Source organism: Bradyrhizobium sp. Rc3b (assembly GCF_900114915.1).
In the GTDB taxonomy this organism is placed as follows: domain Bacteria; phylum Pseudomonadota; class Alphaproteobacteria; order Rhizobiales; family Xanthobacteraceae; genus Bradyrhizobium.
In genome coordinates, this window is the sequence record NZ_FOUS01000002.1 from 502,885 (window position 1) to 524,002 (window position 21,118).

At 64.4% G+C, this 21,118-nt stretch carries 24 protein-coding genes; 14 read left to right on the forward strand and 10 right to left on the reverse strand.

From position 1 onward, the window contains the following. Positions 1-61: 61 nt before the first annotated feature. On the reverse strand, positions 62-676 hold the full coding sequence (locus tag BM190_RS40290; protein WP_177236928.1) for an acriflavin resistance protein: 615 nt from the start codon (positions 674-676) through the stop codon (positions 62-64). Between the two features lie 170 nt (positions 677-846). Between BM190_RS40290 and BM190_RS05870 the strand changes: the two genes are divergently transcribed. Continuing rightward, entirely contained in the window at positions 847-1,269 is a 423-nt protein-coding gene (locus BM190_RS05870) for an MAPEG family protein (protein WP_092252705.1), read from the forward strand. A gap of 32 nt (positions 1,270-1,301) precedes the next feature. Next, on the forward strand, positions 1,302-2,603 hold the full coding sequence (locus BM190_RS05875; RefSeq protein WP_092252707.1) for an RsmB/NOP family class I SAM-dependent RNA methyltransferase: 1,302 nt from the start codon (positions 1,302-1,304) through the stop codon (positions 2,601-2,603). A gap of 212 nt (positions 2,604-2,815) precedes the next feature. Here BM190_RS05875 and BM190_RS05880 read toward each other — a convergent pair whose 3' ends face one another. The 3 genes from BM190_RS05880 to BM190_RS05890 form a co-directional block, all read right to left on the reverse strand. Further along, entirely contained in the window at positions 2,816-3,025 is a 210-nt protein-coding gene (locus tag BM190_RS05880) for a cold-shock protein (protein ID WP_008141931.1), read from the reverse strand. Between the two features lie 266 nt (positions 3,026-3,291). After that, positions 3,292-3,624, reverse strand: coding sequence for a DHCW motif cupin fold protein (locus BM190_RS05885; protein WP_092252709.1), 333 nt, complete (start codon positions 3,622-3,624; stop codon positions 3,292-3,294). A gap of 174 nt (positions 3,625-3,798) precedes the next feature. After that, positions 3,799-4,170, reverse strand: coding sequence for a nuclear transport factor 2 family protein (locus tag BM190_RS05890; RefSeq protein WP_092252711.1), 372 nt, complete (start codon positions 4,168-4,170; stop codon positions 3,799-3,801). A 147-nt stretch (positions 4,171-4,317) separates the two neighbouring features. Here BM190_RS05890 and guaA point away from each other — a divergent pair, with 147 nt between their 5' ends. The 6 genes from guaA (at position 4,318) to BM190_RS05925 (ending at position 10,063) form a co-directional block, all read left to right on the forward strand. Then, a complete protein-coding gene (guaA, locus tag BM190_RS05895; RefSeq protein ID WP_092253065.1) occupies positions 4,318-5,916 on the forward strand; it encodes a glutamine-hydrolyzing GMP synthase in 1,599 nt (532 codons plus the stop codon). Positions 5,917-5,926: 10 nt separating this feature from the next. Continuing rightward, entirely contained in the window at positions 5,927-6,622 is a 696-nt protein-coding gene (locus BM190_RS05900; RefSeq protein ID WP_092252713.1) for a hypothetical protein, read from the forward strand. A 2-nt stretch (positions 6,623-6,624) separates the two neighbouring features. Beyond that, on the forward strand, positions 6,625-7,281 hold the full coding sequence (locus tag BM190_RS05905; protein WP_092252715.1) for a hypothetical protein: 657 nt from the start codon (positions 6,625-6,627) through the stop codon (positions 7,279-7,281). Between the two features lie 398 nt (positions 7,282-7,679). Then, positions 7,680-8,939: a serine hydrolase domain-containing protein gene (locus BM190_RS05915; protein WP_092252719.1), complete on the forward strand. Its 1,260-nt coding sequence runs from the start codon at positions 7,680-7,682 to the stop codon at positions 8,937-8,939. Positions 8,940-9,038: 99 nt separating this feature from the next. Beyond that, complete coding sequence (locus tag BM190_RS05920) at positions 9,039-9,701, forward strand: SRPBCC family protein (RefSeq protein ID WP_092252721.1); 663 nt, start codon at positions 9,039-9,041, stop codon at positions 9,699-9,701. Continuing rightward, complete coding sequence (locus tag BM190_RS05925; RefSeq protein ID WP_092252723.1) at positions 9,701-10,063, forward strand: ArsR/SmtB family transcription factor; 363 nt, start codon at positions 9,701-9,703, stop codon at positions 10,061-10,063. Before BM190_RS05920 ends, BM190_RS05925 begins: the two co-directional genes overlap by 1 nt. A 273-nt stretch (positions 10,064-10,336) precedes the next feature. Here BM190_RS05925 and BM190_RS05930 read toward each other — a convergent pair whose 3' ends face one another. After that, a complete protein-coding gene (locus tag BM190_RS05930; RefSeq protein ID WP_092253067.1) occupies positions 10,337-10,837 on the reverse strand; it encodes a peptide deformylase in 501 nt (166 codons plus the stop codon). Between the two features lie 17 nt (positions 10,838-10,854). Continuing rightward, positions 10,855-11,259: an MAPEG family protein gene (locus tag BM190_RS05935; RefSeq protein ID WP_092252725.1), complete on the reverse strand. Its 405-nt coding sequence runs from the start codon at positions 11,257-11,259 to the stop codon at positions 10,855-10,857. Positions 11,260-11,532: 273 nt separating this feature from the next. Between BM190_RS05935 and BM190_RS05940 the strand changes: the two genes are divergently transcribed. Further along, positions 11,533-12,753, forward strand: a complete 1,221-nt coding sequence (locus BM190_RS05940; protein WP_092252727.1) for an MFS transporter — start codon at positions 11,533-11,535, stop codon at positions 12,751-12,753. Between the two features lie 24 nt (positions 12,754-12,777). Here the strand turns inward: BM190_RS05940 and BM190_RS05945 are convergent, their stop codons facing one another. Both BM190_RS05945 and BM190_RS05950 read right to left on the reverse strand, forming a co-directional pair. Next, positions 12,778-13,164, reverse strand: a complete 387-nt coding sequence (locus tag BM190_RS05945; RefSeq protein WP_092252729.1) for an ester cyclase — start codon at positions 13,162-13,164, stop codon at positions 12,778-12,780. A 16-nt stretch (positions 13,165-13,180) separates the two neighbouring features. Next, positions 13,181-14,071: a LysR family transcriptional regulator gene (locus tag BM190_RS05950; protein ID WP_092252731.1), complete on the reverse strand. Its 891-nt coding sequence runs from the start codon at positions 14,069-14,071 to the stop codon at positions 13,181-13,183. 104 nt (positions 14,072-14,175) lie between these two features. Between BM190_RS05950 and BM190_RS05955 the strand changes: the two genes are divergently transcribed. After that, the gene (locus tag BM190_RS05955) at positions 14,176-14,901 is read left to right on the forward strand and encodes an SDR family oxidoreductase (protein WP_092252734.1); all 726 of its coding nucleotides are present in this window, start codon (positions 14,176-14,178) and stop codon (positions 14,899-14,901) included. Positions 14,902-14,916: 15 nt separating this feature from the next. Here the strand turns inward: BM190_RS05955 and BM190_RS05960 are convergent, their stop codons facing one another. Beyond that, positions 14,917-15,789 (reverse strand): bifunctional helix-turn-helix transcriptional regulator/GNAT family N-acetyltransferase, encoded by an 873-nt coding sequence (locus tag BM190_RS05960; RefSeq protein ID WP_092252736.1) that lies wholly within the window; start codon positions 15,787-15,789, stop codon positions 14,917-14,919. Between the two features lie 47 nt (positions 15,790-15,836). After that, positions 15,837-16,190: an MmcQ/YjbR family DNA-binding protein gene (locus BM190_RS05965; protein ID WP_092252738.1), complete on the reverse strand. Its 354-nt coding sequence runs from the start codon at positions 16,188-16,190 to the stop codon at positions 15,837-15,839. A gap of 204 nt (positions 16,191-16,394) precedes the next feature. On the opposite strand from BM190_RS05965, the gene BM190_RS05970 reads away from it, so the two are divergent. The 4 genes from BM190_RS05970 to BM190_RS05985 all read left to right on the forward strand — a co-directional run bounded on the left by BM190_RS05970 (position 16,395) and on the right by BM190_RS05985 (position 21,065). Next, positions 16,395-18,050, forward strand: a complete 1,656-nt coding sequence (locus tag BM190_RS05970; protein ID WP_092252740.1) for an acetolactate synthase large subunit — start codon at positions 16,395-16,397, stop codon at positions 18,048-18,050. A 119-nt stretch (positions 18,051-18,169) separates the two neighbouring features. After that, entirely contained in the window at positions 18,170-19,972 is a 1,803-nt protein-coding gene (locus BM190_RS05975) for a chloride channel protein (RefSeq protein ID WP_092252742.1), read from the forward strand. A gap of 48 nt (positions 19,973-20,020) precedes the next feature. Then, complete coding sequence (locus BM190_RS05980; protein WP_092253069.1) at positions 20,021-20,368, forward strand: Lin0512 family protein; 348 nt, start codon at positions 20,021-20,023, stop codon at positions 20,366-20,368. 4 nt (positions 20,369-20,372) lie between these two features. Next, positions 20,373-21,065, forward strand: coding sequence for a GNAT family N-acetyltransferase (locus BM190_RS05985; protein WP_018317633.1), 693 nt, complete (start codon positions 20,373-20,375; stop codon positions 21,063-21,065). The last annotated feature ends 53 nt before the right edge of the window (positions 21,066-21,118 follow it).

The window sequence follows — 21,118 nt, forward strand, 5'->3', positions numbered from 1 at the left end:
CGTACCCGTGCTCGCGCGTCGGAACGATGACGGCGCGGGCATAGATCGCAACGAACAAAGTTTAAAGCACGCGGTAGCGGATCGTGTAGGCGTCCTGCGGCGCGACGGTGTCGGCGAGCGGCGAGGCGATGCGGTCGGCGAGGTGCCAGGGGCCGAACTCTTGGGAGCGATGCGGCTCGGCGGGCAGACGGAGGCGGAACTCGAAAATGCCCTTGCCGGGCAGGTTCACGACCAGCACGCGATCCGCGGTGCGGTGGTTGAGCGCGACCGCGCCGCGCAGCAGCGCGCGGCCGCCCGAGAGGTCGCGCACGCCCTCGACCAGCGCCAGCGTCTGGTTGCGGTCGGTATGCAGCTCGATCTGGCTGTCGGTCACCGCCGTCAGCATCGCCCGGGGCATGCGGATTTCGAACTCGACGGCGGGCTTGGACGGATTGAGACCGAGATAGGCGAGCGCGGCGTGGCGCATGTCGTAGGCGGCAAAGGCGAACAAAGCCGTCGCGGCCAGAGCGGCGAGGCCATGCCTGACGACATCGCGCCAGGTTCGGTAGCTCAGGCGAAAGTAAACCGTCATCGCCAGCGCGACCGCAAGCGCCATCGCGATACCCGAGAGGGCCGACATCAGGATACCGAGCCGGCCGTCGGCGGATTCGCTCCAAAGGCTGGACAGGGTGGTCATGGCGCCATCTCGCCTCGATCTCGCCTTGGGCCCGAAAAGGGGCCGAAATCGCTTTAACTATCGGTGGTTGGTCGCGAGAGCGGGAACGCCGGTTCAACTCGTTGATTGTCAGGACGAGGAGCGGCAGCTAATGGACGGTCCGGCGCCGCCCGCCGGATGGGAAAGTTCCGATGTCCGTTCAAATGGTCTTGCTGCCGGTCTTCGTCCAGATCGGCCTCACCTTCGCGCTGCTGATCGGCATGGTTTTCGCGCGCCGCAAGACGCTGGTCTCCGGCGAGACCAAGATCCGCGACATTGCGCTCGGCGAGCCGAACTGGCCGAAGGGCGCCACGCAGATCGCCAATTGCTACCGCAACCAGTTCGAGCTGCCGGTCCTGCTCTACGTTCTGATCGCGCTGGCGCTGCCCCTGCGCCATGCCGATCTCTTCATCGTGCTGATGTCCTGGGTGTTCGTGGTGACGCGCTTTGTCCATGCCGGCGTGTTCGTCTCCTCGAACGATCTCGGCCGGCGCTCCACGGTCTGGCTCGCCGGCGTGCTGGTGCTGCTGGCGATGTGGATCTACTTCGCGCTGAAAATGCTGTTGCTGATCTAGGCGCATCCGCCAATGCCATCTGAAAGATTCAAATGACTCCCGCTGCCCGGCTCTCCGCAGCCATCGAACTGATCGACACCATCGAGAAAGACCGCGTGCCCGCGGCCAAGGCGCTGAAGGAGTGGGGTACCGCGCACCGCTTTGCCGGCTCGGGCGACCGCGCCGCCATCGCCGGCCTCGTCTGGGACGTGCTGCGCCGCTACGCCTCGAGCGCGTTCCTGATGGATTCCGATACCGCGCGTGCCAGGCTGATCGGCATGCTCCGGCTCGAGCGCGACATGGACACGGCCACCATGGGCGCCTTGTTCGACGGCAGCCGCTTTGCGCCGGCGCCGCTGACCGAGGCTGAGCAGGCGGCGCTCAGCCAGCGGTCCCTGAAGGACGCGCCGGCCGCGATCGCCGGCGACTATCCCGAATGGCTGGATCCGCACCTGGCCAAAGTGTTCGGCGAGGACCGCGCCGCGGAGGCGGCCGCGATGGCGAGCCGGGCGCCGCTCGACCTGCGCGTCAACACGCTAAAATCCAATCGCGACAAGGTGCTGCAGTCGCTTGCTCATCTTCATGCGAAACCGACGCCTTGGTCGGCAACCGGCCTGCGCATCGCGCTTTCGGCCGATGCGCGCAACCCCGGGATCCAGGCCGAAGAGGATTTCATCAAGGGCGGGATTGAAGTGCAGGATGAGGGTTCGCAGCTTGCGGCCCAATTCACCGCGGCAAAACCCGGCGAGCAGGTGATCGACCTCTGCGCCGGCGCCGGCGGCAAGACCCTGGCGCTCGCCGCCCTGATGCAGGGCAAGGGCCGGCTGATCGCGACCGACAGCGACAAGCGCCAGCTCGCGCCGATCCACGAACGGCTGTCGCGCGCGGGCGTGCACAATGCCGATGTCCGCACGCCCAAGGGCGAGGCCTATCCGCTGGCCGATATCCGCAGCACCGCCGACCTCGTCGTGATCGATGCGCCGTGCACGGGAACCGGAACCTGGCGGCGTAACCCCGACGCCAAATGGCGCATGCGTCCCGGCGCGCTGGAGATTCGCCTGCGCGACCAGGCCGAGGTGCTGGAGCGCGCGGTGCCGCTGGTGAAGCCGGGCGGCCGCATCGCCTACATCACCTGCTCGGTGCTGTCGGAAGAAAACGGCGAACAGGTGAGGGCGTTCGTCGCGCGCCACCCCGAGTTCGCGCCCGTGCCACCCGAGCAGACCGCGAGCGTGCTGTGGGACAAGGCGGAGGCGTTTGGCGAGGCCGCGCTGCAATCGCCCGAGGGCTTGCTGATGACGCCGCGGCGGACCGGGACGGATGGGTTCTTCGTCTCGATCCTGAAAAAGGTCTCGTAGGGTGGGCAAAGGCGCGAAAGCGCCGTGCCCACGACCTCTCCGTGGTTGCGATTGAAATGGTGGGCACGCTTCGCTTTGCCCACCCTACGGCACCGCATCTGCCGCGCCACAGTTCCCCCCAAAACAAAAACCCCGCAGACCGGATCCCGGTCGCGGGGTTTTCTAACTTGACGTTCTGCCGGTACGTCCGTGGTCAGAACGGTGCGCGGGCGTTAGCCGACGCGGAGATTGTCAGCCGAGGACTTGCCGCTGCGACGATCGGCGACGATGTCGAACGAGACCTTCTGACCCTCGTTGAGGGAAGAGAGGCCAGCGCGCTCGACGGCGCTGATGTGCACGAACACGTCCTTCTGGCCGTCATCCGGCTGGATGAAACCATAACCCTTTTGGGTGTTGAACCACTTCACGGTGCCCATAGCCATGGGAATTTCCTTTAGTTAGTTAGATTGAGTACGCACGCGGACCGGTACGCAGCATTGCGCCCATAGTCCCTGATGAGTCGATGTTTGGAGAATTCATCTGAAGCGTGCGCGCCCGTCAGCAACGAAGCGAAGCGGCCCAGTCGTTCGGCCAAGTATCGATGATCACAATATAGCGAGAATTTGGGGCCAGTTCAAGGCACCACCCGTGACCCGGCGCGTCGCGCGACTTTGCTATTTTGCGGTGCAAATTAACCGCCCGGCGGATCTCAGTCCACGATGAAAAGGGTCGCCCCGGTCGCGGTCGAGGACCGGTGCGGGGCGTCGCCGTAGTCCGAGACCTGGTAGCTCATCCCCGCGGTGAGCTTGAATTTGCGCCCGTCGCGCAGCTCGCTGTCGAGCTCGCCCTTGAGCACGTAGAGCACGTGGCCGCGATCGCACCAATGGTCGGCCAAATAGCCCGGCGAATACTCCACCATCCGCACCCGGAGCTCGCCGATATCGAGCGTGCGCCACAACGCCTGCCCGGTCTCGCCGGGATGCGTGGTCGCCTCGACCTTGCTCCAGTCGGTGACGGTAAAGGGAGAGGCGGGGAGTTTCATGGGGAAGGTCCTGTTTCAGAGCCGGCAGTCTCGTAGGGTGCGCAAAGCTTCCGCTCGAGGAGCGAAGCGGATGCGTTCCCACCATATCTCGCGATCTTGAAAGAGATCGTGGGCACGGCGCAAGCGCGCCTTTGCCCACCCTACGAGAGCTGCGCTCGCAATGACGAGGATGGGCTAGTGGGGCAAATGGTTCGCCGAGCCCTGCACGATCAGGCCCGCGTCATTCACCCGCAGATATTCGCAGATCTTCTTGCCGCGCTCGTTCGCGTAGAACACCACGACGCTATCAGGGCTGACGAACAATTCGATCAGCGAAAAATGCAGCTCCGGCACCAGCCCGAGCGCTTTCCCCCAATAGGCGCGCAAAGCGTCCTTGCCGCGCACGGTGCCGCTCGCGTCGAAGCCCAGCATGGGGATCCGGTCCGAGGTCATCAATGCGGCCTCGTCATAGAGCGCGAGCACGCGCTCGAGATCGCGCGCGTTCCAGGCCTCGACCCAGGTCCGGCCGAGGGCGGCAAGCGTTGATGGCTGATGATGCTGTGGCATGGCGTTCTCCCTGATCTGCCCATGTTTGAGAGTGGGCATAATAGGTCAATAATACTTACCTATATCGATTTGTCCATGCCCAAAGAAGCATGTGGGCGCGCCGCCACCGCGGTTGCGGCTGGCCCGCGCGTCGCGTATCTGCTGGCCATGACAGCAGCACAGAACGACCGCTCCGCGTCGACGCCCTCGGTGGCCTCGGCGCACGACAAGATTCTCATCGTCGACTTCGGCAGCCAGGTGACGCAGCTGATCGCGCGTCGCGTGCGCGAGGACGGCGTCTATTGCGAGATCGTCCCTTTCAACAAGGCCGAAGCCGCCTTCAATGAGATGAAGCCGAAGGCGGTGATCCTCTCGGGCGGCCCCGAGTCGGTCCACGAGGCCGGCTCGCCTCGCGCCCCGCAAGCGATCTTCGATTCCGGCGTGCCCGTGATGGGCATCTGCTACGGCCAGATGACCATGGCGGCCCAGCTCGGCGGCGAGGTCGAGGGTGGCCATCACCGCGAATTCGGCCGCGCCGATGTCGAGGTGAAGGCGCCGAGCAAGCTGTTCGAGGACGTCTGGTCATCGGGCGGCAAGAACCAGGTCTGGATGAGCCACGGCGACCGCATCACCAAGATGCCGCCGGGCTTCTCGGTCGCCGGCACCTCGCCGAACGCGCCGTTCGCGATCATCCAGGACGAGAAGCGCAAATATTACGGCCTGATGTTCCACCCCGAAGTGGTGCACACGCCCGACGGCGCAAAACTCATCCGCAACTTCGTACGCAAGATCGCAGGGCTCACCGGCGACTGGACCATGCGCGCCTTCCGCGAGGAGGAGATCGCCAAGATCCGCGCCCAGGTCGGCAAGGGCAAGGTGATCTGCGGCCTCTCCGGCGGCGTCGATTCCGCGGTCGCTGCCGTGCTGATCCATGAGGCGATCGGCGACCAGCTCACCTGCGTCTTCGTCGATCACGGCCTGCTCCGCCTCGACGAAGCCAAGACCGTGGTCGACCTGTTCCGCCACCACTACAACATCCCGCTCGTGCACGTGGACGCCTCGAAGCAATTCTTGGGCGAGCTCGAAGGCGTCACCGATCCCGAAACCAAGCGCAAGACCATCGGCCGCCTGTTCATCGAGGTGTTCGAGCAGGAAGCCAAGAAGATCGGCGGCGCCGACTTCCTCGCGCAAGGCACGCTCTATCCCGACGTGATCGAGAGCGTCTCCTTCACCGGCGGACCTTCAGTCACCATCAAGTCGCACCACAATGTCGGCGGTCTGCCCGAGCGCATGAACATGAAGCTCGTCGAGCCCTTGCGCGAGCTGTTCAAGGACGAGGTGCGCAAGCTCGGCCGCGAGCTCGGCCTGCCCGAAATCTTCGTCGGCCGCCACCCGTTCCCGGGCCCGGGCCTCGCCATCCGCTGCCCCGGCGACATCACCCGCGACAAGCTCGACATCCTGCGCAAGGCCGACGCCGTCTACATCGACCAGATCCGCAAGCACGGCCTCTACGACGAAATCTGGCAGGCCTTTGCCGTGCTGCTCCCGGTCAAGACGGTGGGCGTCATGGGCGACGGCCGCACATATGACTATGTGGTCGGCCTGCGCGCCGTCACCTCCACCGACGGCATGACCGCGGACTTCTACCAGTTCGACATGAAGTTCTTAGGGGAGACCGCCACGCGCATCATCAACGAGGTGAAGGGCGTGAACCGGGTGGTGTACGATGTGACGAGCAAACCGCCCGGGACGATTGAGTGGGAGTAGGGGACTAACAGTGGCATGCTCGAGAGGCGCGGCTTCTCCTGACGCACACACGCAGCGACGATTATTCGCCGCGTCGGGCGGATATTGTCAGAACCCCGAATGCGCTCGCGAACTCTTCGTCGAGTATGACAAGAAGTTCTTCCACGTCGCAGAAATGGCGCATGTATTTGCTGCGAATGATTTTGGTCCCCGGGCAAACGCCGAGCTGAGTGCTGAAGATCGAGGTGCTTTTGAAAATTTAATCCTGCTCTGCTCACTCTGTCACACTAAAATTGACAAGGTCCCTGAGGTCTATACAGATCGGGTCGTTTCGGGTTGGAAGAGAGTCCACGCGGAAAAGCTTCGTTCGTTATTCGGAGTCACGGTATTCGCGAAACGAGCTGACGCGCGAGCTGCCATAGAAGGCCTCCTCCGCGAGAACCATTACATCTTTGAAGAGTATGGCCCTCAAATCGAGGCAGCGCAGAATCCGGAAAGTGGTGCGGCTGAGCGCTGGAGGCGCAAAGTTCTTGAGAAGATTATTCCAAATAACATGAGGGTGCTTGCTCAGGTCGATGCAAATAGACATCTGCTAGGGGGCGACGAAGCTGACACAGTCGAGAAGTTTCGACAGCATGTTGATGATCTGCAAGCCCGTCACCTGCACGGATATCAGGAGGGCGCAACCCGGTTTCCGGCAGAGATGGCCGAATTGTTGAGGGATTAGGCGTGGCCGGAGACGAGGGCATCGCTAAATGGATTGTGGAGAGGCTGCAGAACGATCAGCAGTTCACGGCAGTTAACGCGGTAGGTGGTGGGTATCTTGAGATTGTCCGCAAGGATCACTCTCCGTTTACTGCGGCGGCGATTGGGATTCGGGGCGTCGTGTTGCCGGATCATGTTGCTCCCTTGTTCGGCGGAGTACGGTCGCCTCAGTTTGTTGTGAACGTGCCATCTAAAGTAATTTGGTCGGGGCCTGCGATTGGGATTATTCACGGTGCACCAGCAGCTTTCGGCACGCTTGGTGAATTAGGGCGCGCAGCCCGCGACGAAGACGTTAGCTCTTATAGACACCGAGAGTACAAATTTTTCGAGAGAGCCTTCGAGCAGCACGGTGCTGTCCGCGCTGTAGAGCGCCTATATGATCGGGTCTTCAAGCTTCATCGGTATCGTGGTCTTAAGGCTATAACCGTAGTTCTCGTCGATGCTTATGATATGTCTGCTGAGGATGTTCGAAATGCGCGAGAGACCTATGGGAGGTTCGATGCTGCAGTTAAGATCAGTAGCTATGGCTCAATCACGACCGCCGCAAAAGAGGCCGCCGCATCGATGGAAGCTGAGGCATTTAAGTTCGGCGATCTGATGGGAAGGCTTAACAAGGCGTGACAAACGACGAGCTTATGTCTGCGATAAGGGGCCTAGCCCGAAGGACGAATGCGCACGTTGGTGACGCTCGTTGGTATCTTTTTGGATCCGCGCAGCAGAGTTTGAACGACGCGTTGGACATAGATTTACTCATTGTATGTGAGACGGATAGTGCTGCGGACGCGATACGCCGTGCTGTTGATGTCGATCAGTTTGGCCGGCCGCTGCACCTCTCTATATTGACCCAGGAGGAAGAAGCCGAGGTGCAGTTTGTGCAGAACCAGGCGTGCACAGAAGTCCTTTAATTTGCCCGCATTGTTCTTCGGAGGGCGAACTTCGATTTTCGAGTCTCGTGCCAATGTTCGTTACTCCGCTCTGTTCTGATGAGGACATCCAATCGGCTACTCGGAATTGTTTCTATGTTCGTCGCCACTACACGCACCGAATCTTCGCCATCCGTCACTACCACCGACCCCGAAACCCTCGGCTGGATGCGCGGCTTCCCGCCATCCCCCGACCGCCTCATCACCTTCCAGGACGGCTCCTTTCGCAGTTTCCCCGAACTGCGCTGGGCCTGGAGCAACATCCGCCAACTCGTGCCGACCGTGAATGTCTGGCGCGGGGCGGGACCTGCGTCGCCTCTGCCGCGTGCGGAGCAGGACATCGGCGCGGTCGCCTCGACCACGATGGACGGCCGGCCCATGACCTTCGACAAGATGCTGGAGGAGACCTACACCGACGGCATCGCGGTGTTGCATCGGGGCAAGCTGATCTATGAGCGCTATTTCGGCGCCTTGAAGCCGCACAAGCCGCATATCGGGATGTCCGTGACCAAGTCGCTCACCGGCGTGCTCGCCGGCATTCTCGTCAGCGAGGGCAAGCTCGATCCGCAGGCCCCGGTCACCAACTATGTGCCGGAGCTGAAGACAAGTGCGTTCGGCGATGCGCGCGTGCACGAGGTCATGGATATGACCACGGGGCTGCTCTACACCGAGGTCTATACCGATGAGAATTCGGATGTGTGGGGCCTGCGGCGCGCCAACGGCATGGCGCCGATCCCGCCGGATTACGAAGGCGCGACCACGATCTTTGACTTTCTCGTCGCGCAGAAGAAGCAGGGCGAGCACGGCAAGGCCTTTGCCTACAAGACCGTCAATACCGACGTGCTCGCGTGGATCATCAGGCGCGCGAGCGGCCTGACGCTGGCGGATCTGTTGTCTGAGCGGATCTGGCAGCCGATGGGTGCGGAGGAGGATGCGTATTATCACGTCGATCGCATCGGCACCGAAAGCGGCGGCGGCGGTCTCTCCACGACCTTGCGCGATCTCGCCCGCTTCGGCGAGATCATGCGTAATCACGGCCGCTTCAACGGCCGCCAGATCATGCCCTCGCAAGTGGTCGAGGACATCGCGCGCGGCGGCGATCCCGAAAAGTTCAGGCCGGCCGGCTATCCCACGCTGCCGGGCGCGTCCTACCGCAATCAATGGTGGGTTACGCACAACGCGCACGGCGCCTACATGGCGCGCGGCGTCTACGGCCAGGGCATCTATGTCGATCCCAAAGCCGAGATGGTGATCGCGCGCTACGCCTCACACCCGGTCGCGGGCAACGCCGCCAACGACCCCGTCACGCTGCCGGCCTACATGGCGCTGGCGAAGGCGCTGATGGCGGGCGGGTAGGGGCGTCGCACCGCCGACGCAGCTTCACAAATATAAGAGTTGACTTATATTAGCGTAGGCCGGTATTCATCCTCGACCGCAATGATCGGGAGGAATGCCATGCAGATCGACGTCGCCAGGGTGTTGGGGCTTGTCACGCGCTCGGTGCGCAACTTCGAGAAAGACGGCAAGCCCGCGAGTGTCGTGACACTGACGCGGCTCTATGACACTAGCGTGGACGATCTCTGGGACGCTGTGACAAGCACGGAACGCATTCCGCGCTGGTTCCTAGCAGTGGAGGGCGACCTCGAGCTCGGCGGACGGTACCAGCTCAAGGGCAATGCCGGCGGCACCATCACGGCGTGCACGCCGCCGACGCATTTTGCAGCGACGTGGGAATTTGCAGGTGCGGTGAGCTGGATCGACGTCAGGCTGGCGGCCGAACGAGGTCAGGCGCGTTTGACGCTTGAGCACATTGCGACCATCGAGGATCATTGGAATCAGTTCGGCCCTGGCGCGGTGGGGATCGGTTGGGATCTCGCCCTCGCGGGACTCGAGCGATATGTTGCGACCGGCGCATCGGTCGACCATGAGACGGCCGAGGCGTGGATGGCATCGCCCGAGGGCAAGGACTTCATGACGAGCAGCGGCGAGTTTTGGCGCGCGGCGCATGTCGCAAGCGGGGTCGACCCTGACGAGGCGAAGCAGCGCTCCGATCGCACCATCGCGTTCTATCGTGGCGAGATGCCGCCCGACATCGCTCATCCCGGCGCAGGAAGCTGATGCAAATCTTCGAGGTCCTCGCCGATCCGGTGCGCCGCCGCATCCTCGAGCTGCTCGGCCAAACCGAAATGGCGTCGGGTGAGATCGTCGAAGCGATCGGCGCCGAGTTCGGCATCACCCAGGCGGCGGTCTCGCAGCACCTCAAGGTGCTGCGCGAGAGCGGCTTTGCGACGGTTCGGGCGGAGGCGCAGAGGCGCCTCTATTCGGTCGACGTCGCCGGGCTGCGCGCGGTGGATGCGTGGATCGGCCAGTTCCGGAATTTCTGGGAGCCGAAGCTCGACGCGCTGGCAACCGAGATCGCGCGCGGCAAGCGCGCGCGTCGTCACGCGCCCATCACCAAGCGGGGTGGCAAGAGGGCGTGAACACGCGATGCGCGGAGTGGAAGCCACTTCGCCCTTGGCCATCCTTCGAGACGCCCGCCATTGGCGGGCCCTCAGGATGAGGACCGAATGCGTTACGCTCGTTTCAACGGGCACCCATGCCGATTAGCCTCATCCTGAGGGACCGCCACCGGGTCCGCGCAAGGCGCGGCCCGATGACAGGCTCCGCGGTCGTCTCGAAGGACGAGGCGTGCGCCGAGGTCGCAGTAACCGGCTTACACGCCACAGCCGCCGCGCGAGCGAGCAGCGCAACCATTACGAATTCCGGGCCATCTTCTCGTACTTCTTCACCAGCCGTTCCCGCTTCAGCCGCGACAGCCGCTGGATCCAGAACAGGCCGTCGAGCTGATCGATCTCGTGCTGGTGGCACACGGCGCGCAAGCCCTCCGAGTCCTCGCTTTGCGCGTTGCCGTCGAGATCGTGATAGCTGATCCGCACGCGCGCGTGGCGCTGTACCTCGTCGTTGACCCCCGGCATCGAGACGCTGCCTTCGCGGTGCTGGATCATCTCGGGTGAAGCCCATTCAATGACCGGATTGACGTAGGTGAGGGGGCCGTCCCTGGCGTCGAGCTCGAGCACGACGAGGCGCAAGGGCACGCCGATATGCGGCGCGGTGATGCCGATGCCGGGCGCAGCACGCATGGTCTCCAGCAGGTCCGCCGCCAGCTCGCGCAAGCCGTCGTCGAATGCGGTGACGGGGCGTGCCGGCATTGCCAGCCGGCGGTCGGGATAGCGGATGATGGGACGGATGGTCACGATCGGATCCCGCCGCTTCAACGCGCCACGAAAGGGGCGACCAGGACGCCAAGCATGCCAAAGCTGGCGATGTTCCAGAACAGTGAGCGGATGAGGGGGATGCCGGAGATGTAAAGCACGGTGTAGCCGATGCGTCCGCCGAGATAGGCGATCGATCCCCAATAGGTCAGCCCGTTGTGAACGCCTGCAACGAGAGCGATGAGGATCGCGGCCGCAAAGAACGGAAATGTCTCCATGTAGTTGCGGAAATTCCGGTTGATGCGGCCGGGGACGGGATTGAGCGGCGGCATCTCGATATCGCGCGGGCTCGCAGCCCATTTGAGGCCGTACTGCACGTTTGCAGCTTGTGCGGCCGCAACGAGTTGAACGAAGCCCCAAATGATCGCGGCCGCCAGCATCCACGCTTCGAAACTGATCCTCATTGTGTCCTCTTTCAATGCTGTCCTGGCTACCATGATTGCTGCCGGGATGCCGATGTTTTGCCCGACGAGTCAAATCGCGGCTTGCCGTCGAGAGCCACCGGCAGCTCGTTTCATGCGCCCGTTAAGTCCTTGATCCCGCAGGGGCCGGCTACTGTGCATGGGGGTGTTTTCGCGATTTTTGTTGGTGGCTCCCGTAAAAACTTCCGTGATGCTGTCGGTGGCCGCGGTTCCCAATCGTCTTCCACTCAGACAAGATGATCTCGGGAGACAAAGATGACCCAATCCCACTATCGCTGGGTGATCGTCGCCGCCGGCGGCCTGCTTGGCTGCGTCGCGATCGGCGGCATGTTCTCGCTGCCGGTGTTCTTGCAGCCGATCGCCAAGGACACCGGCTGGTCGGTGACCGGCATCTCCAGCGCGATGACGATTGGCTTTCTGGCAATGGCCTTCACCAGCATGGTCTGGGGCACGCTGTCCGACAGGTTCGGGCCGCTGCCGGTGGTGCTGACGGGATCGACGGTGCTGGCGCTCAGCCTGTTCGCGGCGAGCCATGCGACCTCCCTGATCGTGTTCCAGTTCGTGTTCGGCCTTCTGGTCGGCGCCTCCTGTGCGGCGATCTTCGCGCCGATGATGGCGACCGTGACCGGCTGGTTCGATACCCATCGCAGCCTTGCCGTGTCGCTGGTGTCGGCCGGCATGGGCGTGGCGCCGATGACGATGGCGCCGCTCACGGCCTGGCTCGTCTCGAACCATGACTGGCGCACCTCGATGCAGATCATCGCGCTCGTCGTCGGTGCCATCATGATTCCGGTCTCGTTCCTGGTGCGCCGCCCGCCGGCGCTCACTAATGCGGCGGTCGCACCGACAGGCGAGGGGGCCGCGCAGAGCGAAATGTCGATGGGCGAGGCGCTGCGCTCGCCGCAATTCCTGATTCTGCTCGCGACCAACTTCTTCTGCTGCGCCACCCATTCCGGTCCGATCATCCACACCGTCAGCTATGCCGTGAGTTGCGGCATCCCGCTGGTCGCGGCGGTGACGATCTACAGCATCGAGGGTTTTGCCGGTCTCGGCGGGCGCATCGCGTTCGGCCTGATGGGCGACCGCTTCGGGGCCAAGCGCGTGCTGGTCTCGGGGCTGCTGCTCCAGTCGTTCGGCGCGCTCGCCTACGTCTTCGCCCATCAGCTCGCGACCTTCTACGCCGTCGGCGCCGTGTTCGGCTTCATCTATGCCGGCACCATGCCGCTCTATGCCGTGCTGATCCGCGAAAACTTTCCGCTGCGGATGATGGGCACGGTGATCGGCGGCACGGCGATGGCCGGCAGCCTCGGCATGGCGACGGGCCCGCTCGCCGGCGGCCTGATCTACGACGCCTTCTCCAGCTACGCCTGGCTCTACATCGCTTCCTGGGCGATGGGCCTGGGTGCCTTCCTGATGGCGATGAATTTCAGGCCGTTTGCGAAGCCGCAAGGCGAGGTGGCGCCGGCGGCGGCGTAGGTTCGACATCGAGGCGCCGCAAGGTCAGAGCTGCGCCTCGATCGCGGTCTTGTCGATCACCGACCAGACCTGCCGGATCTTGTCGTTGTCGAATTCGTAGAACACGTTCTCGCAAAACGACACGCGCCTTCCGTTGACGGCAAGCCCAAGGAACGTCCCGAACGGCGTGCAATCGAACTTCAGTCGTGTCGCGATGCGGGGTGGATCGATGATGAGCATCTCGATGTGGAATTGCAGGTCGGGTATCTCCCGAAAATCCCGCTCCAGCATCGCGCGATAGCCGGAGAGCCCGAGCGGCCGCGCGTTGTGGGCGACCTCGTCATGCACGAACTGGCCGAGCGCCGGCCAATCCTGCCGGTTCAGGCAGGCGATGTAGGCACGGTAGATGCCGGCGAGCTCTTCTCTCTCCATGCGGGCTCCTTCCGGTTCACGCGCGCCGCCGCAGATGCTCGATCAGCGCACGCAGCTTCGGTGCGATGTTGCGGCGGCTCGGGTAGTAGAGATAGAATCCGGCGAAGCGGGGGCAATAGTCCTCCAGGATCGGCACCAGCTCGCCGCGCGCGATCGCGGGGCGAAAGCTCGCCTCCATGCCGAAGGTGATGCCGGCGCCGGCCACCGCCAGCTTGATCATCAGCGCCATGTCGTTGGTCGTGATCTCGGGCGCGAACGCGACGCTGAACTCCTTGCCGCCGTCGGCAAACTCCCAGCGATAGGGCGGAGCGTTTGGCTCCGGACGCCAGCCGATACAGCGAAAGGACGCCAACTCGGACGGATGAGCGGGCACGCCGAAGCGGTCGCGGAAGTCCGGCGCGCAGACGGCGAGCTGGCGTTCCTCGCCGGCGATCGGCACCGCAATCATGTCCTGCTCGATGACCTCGCCAAGGCGGACGCCGGCGTCATAGCCGGCGGCGACGATGTCGAATTCCGCATCCGTCACGGTGATGTCGAGCTGCACCTCCGGGTTGGCGTCGGTGAAGGCTGCAAGGAAACGTCCCGAGAGAAAATGCTCGGCGATCGAGGAGACGGCGAGGCGCAGCAATCCGCGCGGCCGCCCGCGCAGTGCCTCGGTGCCGTCGAGCGCGGCGCGCATGTCCGCGATCGCGGGCGCGACCTCCGCATGCAGCCGCTCGCCGGCTTCGGTCAGGCTGACGCTGCGCGTCGTGCGCTGGACCAGCGCGATGCCGAGCGTTTCCTCCAGCCGCCGGATCGTCTGGCTCACCGCCGAGCGTGTCACGCCGAGACGATCGGCGGCGGCGCGGAAATTCCGCTCTTCGGCGACCAGCGCGAAGACGGCGAGGGCGTTGAGGTCTGGTTCCATCGGTTAGCATAGCTTGTCAGTGTGGTTAGGGATCGTCGTCTTATCACAGCGATGGCGCCGGTCCATCTTCCCGCAATCACTCCGAAAGCAACGGGAAGAACCTCATGCCAATCGACAAAGTCATTCTCATCACCGGTGCCTCCAGCGGAATCGGCGCAGGCATTGCCCGCGAGCTGGCCGCGGCCGGCGCAAAGGTTCTGCTCGGCGCGCGGCGCACCGACCATTTGAACGCGCTCGCGGCCGAGTTGAACGGTCGGGGCGGAACGGCGCTCGCGCATCCGCTCGACGTCACCGACCGCGCCAGCGTTGCCGCCTTTGCGGATGCCGCGCGCGGGGTCTGGGGCCGTGTCGACGTCATCGTCAACAATGCCGGCGTGATGCCGCTGTCGCTGATGGCCTCGCTCAAGGTCGAGGAGTGGGACCGGATGGTCGACGTCAACATCAAGGGCGTGCTCTACGGCATCGCCGCCGTGCTGCCGGAGATGGTGGCGCGCGGCTTCGGCCAGATCATCAACATCGCCTCGGTCGGTGCGCTGAGCGTGTCGCCGAGGGCTGCGGTCTACTGCGCCACCAAATATGCTGTGCGGGCGATCTCGGATGGCCTGCGCCAGGAGCACGACAATATCCGCATCACCTGCATCCATCCCGGCGTGGTCGAAAGCGAGCTCGCGGGCACCATCACCGATCCCGTGGCTGCGGACGCCATGAAGACGTATCGGGCGATTGCGCTTCAGCCCGACGCCATCGCCCGCGCGGTGCGCTTCGCGATCGAGCAGCCCGATGACGTCGACGTCAACGAGATCGTGGTGCGCCCGACGCGGACGAGGTGACGATACCCCTCCGCATCAGATGCGCTTCTCGAAAAACAGGTCCGGGTAGGGATCGTCATTGTAGCGTGGGATCTCGCGCCAGCCCGTGGCGCGGTAGAGCTGGCCGGCCTCGGGCAGCGCGCTGTTGGTGTCGAGCCGCAGCAGCGTGATGCCGAGCTCGCGCGCGGCGCTCTCGGCCGCGTCCATCAGGCGCCGGCCGAGCCGCAACCCGCGCGCGGCGGGCGCCACCCACAGCCGCTTGATCTCGGCGTAACCGTGATCGGTTCCCTTCAGGCCCACGCAGCCGATCGGCAGCGTGTCCGACATCGCGACGACGAAGCTGCCGCGCGGGCGGCGCATGTCCTTGGCGTCAGGGTCGCGCGACAGCGAGACGTCGAAACCTTGGCTGAAGCGGCGGCCGAGCTCGGCATAATACTCGCCGAGGCAGTAACGCGCTTGCTCGCTTCGCGGATCCATCTCCTCCAGCGCAACGCGCTCGCGCGTCAATGCGGACGCGATCAGGTCCATCGCCGCCAGCAGGACGTCAGCCTGCGAATGCTGCGCGAGCAAGCCCTCGGCCTGCGTGTTCGACAGCGCCTCATAAGCCGCGAACTCGCGCCGGCCCGCACGCGTCAATGTCGCGACCCGGCGGCGGGCATCGTCCTCATGCGCGGCGGTCTCGACCAGACCGTCCTCTTCCAGGCTGCGGAGCAGCCGGCTCATCAGACCGGAATCCAGGCCGAGATAGTCACGGATATCGGCCACGTCCGAACGCCCGTGCCCGATCGCATTGAGCACACGCGCCGCGCCGAGCGGGCGGCCGCGCCCAAGAAACGAGGTATCGAGCGCGCCGACGGCGGAGGTGACGGCACGGTTGAAGCGGCGAACGCGGGAAACAGGGTCGAGCATGATGTCTGACTTTAGTCAGATATCATGCCGAGGTCAATCGGACTGGCTTAGCCGAGGCCCAGTTCCTTGCGGGCCTTCCGCGTCAGCTTCGCCACGATCAGCCCATGAGCCTGGGCGAGATAGCCGGCAAGCGCGGCATCCGGCAACGAATTGTTGCTGACGAGCTGCACCCATTTGGCGCGCGCAAGGTATGGCGCCGGCCGCGCCGCGGCATGCTCGATCAGCATCGCATAGACCATGTCCGAGACCTTGAACATGTAGCCGCCGGAGCGCGCGGCAAAGCCGCCGCCGAGCGCGAACATCTTGCCGCCGACCTTGAAGACGGAGGTGCCCTCCCACTGCACCACCTTGGTGACGGCGGGCAGGCGCAGGCAGCGGGTTTCGAAGGATTTGGGTGTCATTGCCGGAGCGATAGCAGGTTGCGCGCGGCTTGCAACGTGCATGCTGGCGGCCGCGCGGAAAGACGTTCGATTGTTTCGCTCGGTTCGCACGGTGATGGCGAAGTTGATGCCGTGTGCCGCCCTTTGTGAGTTGTGCCGGCGCCGCAGGCCGCTACCATGTGCCAACTGCCGTGGAACACGGGAGCGAGCACAAGCGGAGGCGACATGAGCGGACAGGAGCGCAAGGTGAAGGGATCGGATCTGTTTGTCGCGGCGCTTGAGAACGAAGGCGTCGACCGCATCTTCGGCGTTCCCGGCGAGGAGAATCTCGATCTCGTGGAATCGCTCCGCACCTCCAAGATCGAGCTGGTCCTGACCCGTCACGAGCAGGCCGCCGCCTTCATGGCGGCCACGCATGGGCGGTTGACCGGCAAGCCCGGCGTTTGCCTCTCGACGCTCGGCCCCGGCGCGCTCAATCTGTCAACGGGCGCGGCCTATGCACATCTCGGCGCGATGCCGATGATCCTGATCACCGGCCAGAAGCCGATCATGAGCAGCCGTCAGGCGCGCTTCCAGATTGTGGACGTGGTCGCGACCATGAAGCCATTGACGAAGCTGTCGCGGCAGATCGTCAGCGCCTCCTCGATCCCGACTGTGGTGCGCGATGCATTCCGCGCGGCGATGGAGGAGCGGCCAGGGCCGGTGCATCTCGAACTGCCCGAGGACATCGCGGGTGACGAAGTGCCTGCTGTCCCCGTGATCCCGGTCCATCCGATCGAAATCCCGGTCGCCCATCGCGCCGCGCTCGACCGTGCCGCCGAGATGATTCTGTCAGCGAGACATCCGCTGGTCATGATGGGCGCTGCGACCAGCCGGCCGCGCGCGACCCACGGTATCGCCAGCTTCGTGCGGCGGACCGGCATTCCGTTCTTCACCACGCAGATGGGCAAGGGCACCGTGCCAGGCGGCACCAATCTCTACATGGGGACCGCCGCTCTGTCCGAACGCGACTACGTTCATGATGCGATCGATGGCGCCGACCTGATCATTGCGATCGGTCACGACCCCGTCGAGAAGCCGCCTTTCATCATGGGGCCCTCAGGGCCGAAGGTCATTCACGTCAGCTACACATCGGCCAGCGTCGAGCTGGTCTATTTTCCCGACGCGGAGGTCATTGGCGACGTCGGCCCCAGCCTGGAGCTGCTCGCAGACCGGCTCGAAGGCAAGCTGCCGCAGGCTGCGGCGCTGCTGCCGTTGCGTGAGCAGATTCTTGGCCACATCGCCGACCGCGCCACCGAGGCGCGCTGGCCGCCGACGCCGCAGCGGATCGTGCACGACATCCGCCAGGTCATCCCGGAGAACGGCATCGTCGCGCTCGACAACGGCATGTACAAGATCTGGTTCGCGCGCAACTACCGCACCCGCGTCGCCAACACGCTGCTGCTCGACAATGCGCTGGCGACCATGGGCGCCGGCCTGCCGTCGGCGATGATGGCCGCGATGCTCTATCCCGACCGCCGCGTGCTTGCGGTCGCCGGCGACGGCGGCTTCATGATGAACAGCCAGGAATTGGAGACTGCGGTCCGCCTCAAGCTCAATCTCGTCGTGCTGGTGCTGGAAGACAATGCCTACGGCATGATCCGCTGGAAACAGGCGGTCGATCATTTCGCCGATTACGGCATGACCTTTGGCAATCCCGATTTCGTCCTCTACGCGAAGGCCTATGGGGCGAAGGGGCATCGTATCGAGAGCATCGACAGCTTTGGCCCGACGCTGGATACCGCTTTCAAAGAGGGCGGCGTGCATCTGGTCGTGATCCCGATCGACTATTCGGAGAACGTGCGGGTGCTCGTGGACGAGCTGCGGGCGCGGGAGAGGTAGCGCTCCGGCCGCCATTTGCCCGGAGGATCATACCAGCCATTCTTTGATATATATCGTGACACGATATATTGGCAGGTGCCAAGAACCCTCCCGTCAAAATCTCCCGACAAGAGCTATCCATGCGTCAGACCCTGGACATCACCGGCGGCCTCCCACGTCCTCGCGGCAAACCTGGAGACTTCACCGCCGACCGCCGCGTATTGATCCTGATCGGCATGGCCCTGCTGGTCGGCAGCCTCGGGGCGGGCGCCGCATGGGTGCTGCTGAAGCTCATCGCGCTCGTCACCAATCTGGTCTGGTTCGGCCATTTCAGCACCGAGAACGTCTCGCTGGCGAATGCCCATCCCGGGATCTGGATGGCGCTGGCGCCGGCGCTCGGCGGTCTCGTGATCGGGCTGATGGCGCGCTACGGCTCGGAGAAGATTCGGGGACATGGCATCCCCGAAGCGATCGAGGCGATCCTGATCGGCGGCAGCCGGATGCAGCCGAAGGTTGCGGTCCTGAAGCCGCTGTCCTCGGCGGTGTCAATCGGCAGCGGCGGTCCGTTCGGCGCCGAGGGACCGATCATCATGACCGGCGGCGCGATCGGGTCGATCTTCGCCCAGTGCTTTCATCTCACCGCCGCCGAGCGCAAGACCTTGCTGGTTGCGGGTGCTGCCGCCGGCATGACCGCGATCTTCGGCACGCCGATCGCGGCCGTCCTGCTCGCGGTCGAACTGCTGCTGTTTGAATGGAAACCGCGCAGCTTCCTGCCCGTGGTGACGGGGGCGGTGGTCTCGGCGGCGTGGCGGCCGTTGCTGTTCGGGACGGGGCCGCTGTTTCCGTTTGCCGAGCGGCCGGATCTGCCGTGGTGGGGGCTAGCGGCAGCGATCGGCGTCGGCATCGTCGCCGGCCTGCAATCCGGGCTGATGACGCGGCTGCTCTACGCGATCGAAGACCTGTTCGACCGCCTGCCGGTGCACTGGATGTGGTGGCCGATGCTTGGCGGTCTGATTGTCGGCCTCGGCGGCCTCGTCGATCCGCGCGCGCTTGGCGTCGGCTACGACGTCATCGCCGATCTCTTGTCCGGCCACATGGCGCGCGATGAGGCGATCCGGCTGCTGCTGGTGAAATCCGCGATCTGGGTGATTGCGCTCGGCTCAGGCACATCGGGCGGCGTGCTGGCGCCGCTGCTGATCCTCGGCGGCACGGCTGGCTGGATGGAGGGGCTGGCGCTGCCCGGTGGCGCGTCATTCTGGGCGTTGGTCGGCATGGCCGCGATGATGGGCGGCACGATGCGCTCGCCGCTGACAGGCGTAATGTTCGCCATCGAGCTGACCGGCAATATTGACATGTTGCTGCCGCTGCTGACGGCGACCGGCGCAGCGCATGCCGTCACTGTGCTGCTGCTGAAGCGCTCGATCCTGACCGAGAAGATCGCGCGCCGCGGCCAGCATATCACGCGCGAATACGCGATCGATCCGTTCGAGCTGCTCCGCGTCGCCGATGTCATGGTCACTGATGTCGACACGCTGCCGGTCGGAATGCCCATCGACGAAGCGGTCGCGTTCTTCACCTCGGACCAGCGCCGTCACAAATCCTATCCCGTCGTCACCGCCGATGGACGGCTGGCCGGCATGGTCACGCGCGCCGATGTGCTGCGCTGGCGCACCGAGGGCGATCATCAGGCCGCAACGCTGGACGACGTGGTCTCGGACTCATCGGCCGTGATGGCGCATCCCGACGACGTGCTGGGGCGTGTCGCCGACCTCATGGTCGCCTCCGATCTCGGGCGCCTGCCGGTGGTCGAACGCAGCACTCATCGCGTGGTGGGCCTGGTTGCGCGCAAGGATTTGTTGCGAATTCGCGCGGTCGTGAACGCGCAGGAGGAGGACCGCAACGCATATTTCCTGCGCGAAAAGGCGCTTGTGCCGGAGGCGTAGATCGCGGAAGGTCGGGCCTCTAGAACTCCAGCACTGATGGGAATGAACATGACTCGTGTTCGCTGCGTCACCGAGATGGGTATGGGCGTCGATGTCCACGGCAGGGACGCCACCAAGGCGGCCAGGCGCGCGGTGGCGGATGCCATCAGGCATTCGAGCCTTGGCTTCTTCCGGATGATCGGCAAGACCGCGAACGACATGTTTGTCGATGTCACGATCGCGGTGCCCAATCCGGAAGCCGTCGACAAGGAGGCTGTGGCCAAGGAGCTTCCTTACGGCACCGTGACCGTCACCGCCGTCAAGGGCGGGCTGGAGATTCCCTCGGCAACCGAAGTGGCCAACGATCCCATCCTCATCGCCAATGCTGCCGTCATCGTCAGCTTCGACAAGGACTAGGCCGGTGTCCGACAGCGATGAGGCGCTGCTGGATCGTCCGATCTGGAGCGCGCTGACGACGAGCCACAAGCATCTGGCCGAGGGCGGCCCGCGGGCGCTGCGCTATCCCGTCGACATGACGCCGTTCGCCGACATGGTCGACATGTCCGCGGCGAGCTTTGCCGCGCTCGGTGATCTGCTGTCAGGCACGCAGGTCGCCGCGCTGTTCACGCCGGATCCGGTCGAGGTACCCGCCGGTTTCAAGGTCGTGATCGCCGGGCCCTGCGAGCAGATGATTGGCTCGCCCGCTGACAGTCCGCTCCGCGATGCCGAGATCGTCACTCTGGGTGCCGACGACGTTCCGGCGATGATGGCGCTGACGGAGCTGACGAAGCCCGGTCCGTTCGCGCGGCGGACCCATGAGCTCGGCACGTTCCTCGGCATCCGCGCCGGGGATCAATTGGTCGCGATGACGGGCGAGCGCATGAAGCCGGGTAAGTTCGTGGAGATGACGGCCGTGTGCGTGCATCCCGACTATCGCGGCCGCGGCTATGCGCAGGCGCTGCTTGCGGCCGTCGCCCGCGGGATCGAGGCGCGCGGGGAAATTCCGTTCCTGCACGTGTTTTCCAGCAACGTGTCGGCGATCGCGCTGTACCAGCGGCAGGGCATGCGCATCCGGCGCTGCTTGCACGTCACCGCGTTCATGAAGCAGCAATAGGCGCTGCGGCCTTCATTTCCCGCGAAAGCGCGCTATATCCGTCCGAACCACAA

Excerpts from the sequence above, each read along its gene's own strand:
- BM190_RS40290 (WP_177236928.1), bottom strand. The coding sequence starts at position 676 with ATGACCACCCTGTCCAGCCTTTGGAGCGAATCCGCCGACGGCCGGCTC.
- BM190_RS05870 (WP_092252705.1), top strand. The coding sequence starts at position 847 with ATGTCCGTTCAAATGGTCTTGCTGCCGGTCTTCGTCCAGATCGGCCTC.
- BM190_RS05875 (WP_092252707.1), top strand. The coding sequence starts at position 1,302 with ATGACTCCCGCTGCCCGGCTCTCCGCAGCCATCGAACTGATCGACACC.
- BM190_RS05880 (WP_008141931.1), bottom strand. The coding sequence starts at position 3,025 with ATGGCTATGGGCACCGTGAAGTGGTTCAACACCCAAAAGGGTTATGGT.
- BM190_RS05885 (WP_092252709.1), bottom strand. The coding sequence starts at position 3,624 with ATGAAACTCCCCGCCTCTCCCTTTACCGTCACCGACTGGAGCAAGGTC.
- BM190_RS05890 (WP_092252711.1), bottom strand. The coding sequence starts at position 4,170 with ATGCCACAGCATCATCAGCCATCAACGCTTGCCGCCCTCGGCCGGACC.
- guaA (WP_092253065.1), top strand. The coding sequence starts at position 4,318 with ATGACAGCAGCACAGAACGACCGCTCCGCGTCGACGCCCTCGGTGGCC.
- BM190_RS05915 (WP_092252719.1), top strand. The coding sequence starts at position 7,680 with ATGTTCGTCGCCACTACACGCACCGAATCTTCGCCATCCGTCACTACC.
- BM190_RS05920 (WP_092252721.1), top strand. The coding sequence starts at position 9,039 with ATGCAGATCGACGTCGCCAGGGTGTTGGGGCTTGTCACGCGCTCGGTG.
- BM190_RS05925 (WP_092252723.1), top strand. The coding sequence starts at position 9,701 with ATGCAAATCTTCGAGGTCCTCGCCGATCCGGTGCGCCGCCGCATCCTC.
- BM190_RS05935 (WP_092252725.1), bottom strand. The coding sequence starts at position 11,259 with ATGAGGATCAGTTTCGAAGCGTGGATGCTGGCGGCCGCGATCATTTGG.
- BM190_RS05940 (WP_092252727.1), top strand. The coding sequence starts at position 11,533 with ATGACCCAATCCCACTATCGCTGGGTGATCGTCGCCGCCGGCGGCCTG.
- BM190_RS05945 (WP_092252729.1), bottom strand. The coding sequence starts at position 13,164 with ATGGAGAGAGAAGAGCTCGCCGGCATCTACCGTGCCTACATCGCCTGC.
- BM190_RS05950 (WP_092252731.1), bottom strand. The coding sequence starts at position 14,071 with ATGGAACCAGACCTCAACGCCCTCGCCGTCTTCGCGCTGGTCGCCGAA.
- BM190_RS05955 (WP_092252734.1), top strand. The coding sequence starts at position 14,176 with ATGCCAATCGACAAAGTCATTCTCATCACCGGTGCCTCCAGCGGAATC.
- BM190_RS05960 (WP_092252736.1), bottom strand. The coding sequence starts at position 15,789 with ATGCTCGACCCTGTTTCCCGCGTTCGCCGCTTCAACCGTGCCGTCACC.
- BM190_RS05965 (WP_092252738.1), bottom strand. The coding sequence starts at position 16,190 with ATGACACCCAAATCCTTCGAAACCCGCTGCCTGCGCCTGCCCGCCGTC.
- BM190_RS05970 (WP_092252740.1), top strand. The coding sequence starts at position 16,395 with ATGAGCGGACAGGAGCGCAAGGTGAAGGGATCGGATCTGTTTGTCGCG.
- BM190_RS05975 (WP_092252742.1), top strand. The coding sequence starts at position 18,170 with ATGCGTCAGACCCTGGACATCACCGGCGGCCTCCCACGTCCTCGCGGC.
- BM190_RS05980 (WP_092253069.1), top strand. The coding sequence starts at position 20,021 with ATGACTCGTGTTCGCTGCGTCACCGAGATGGGTATGGGCGTCGATGTC.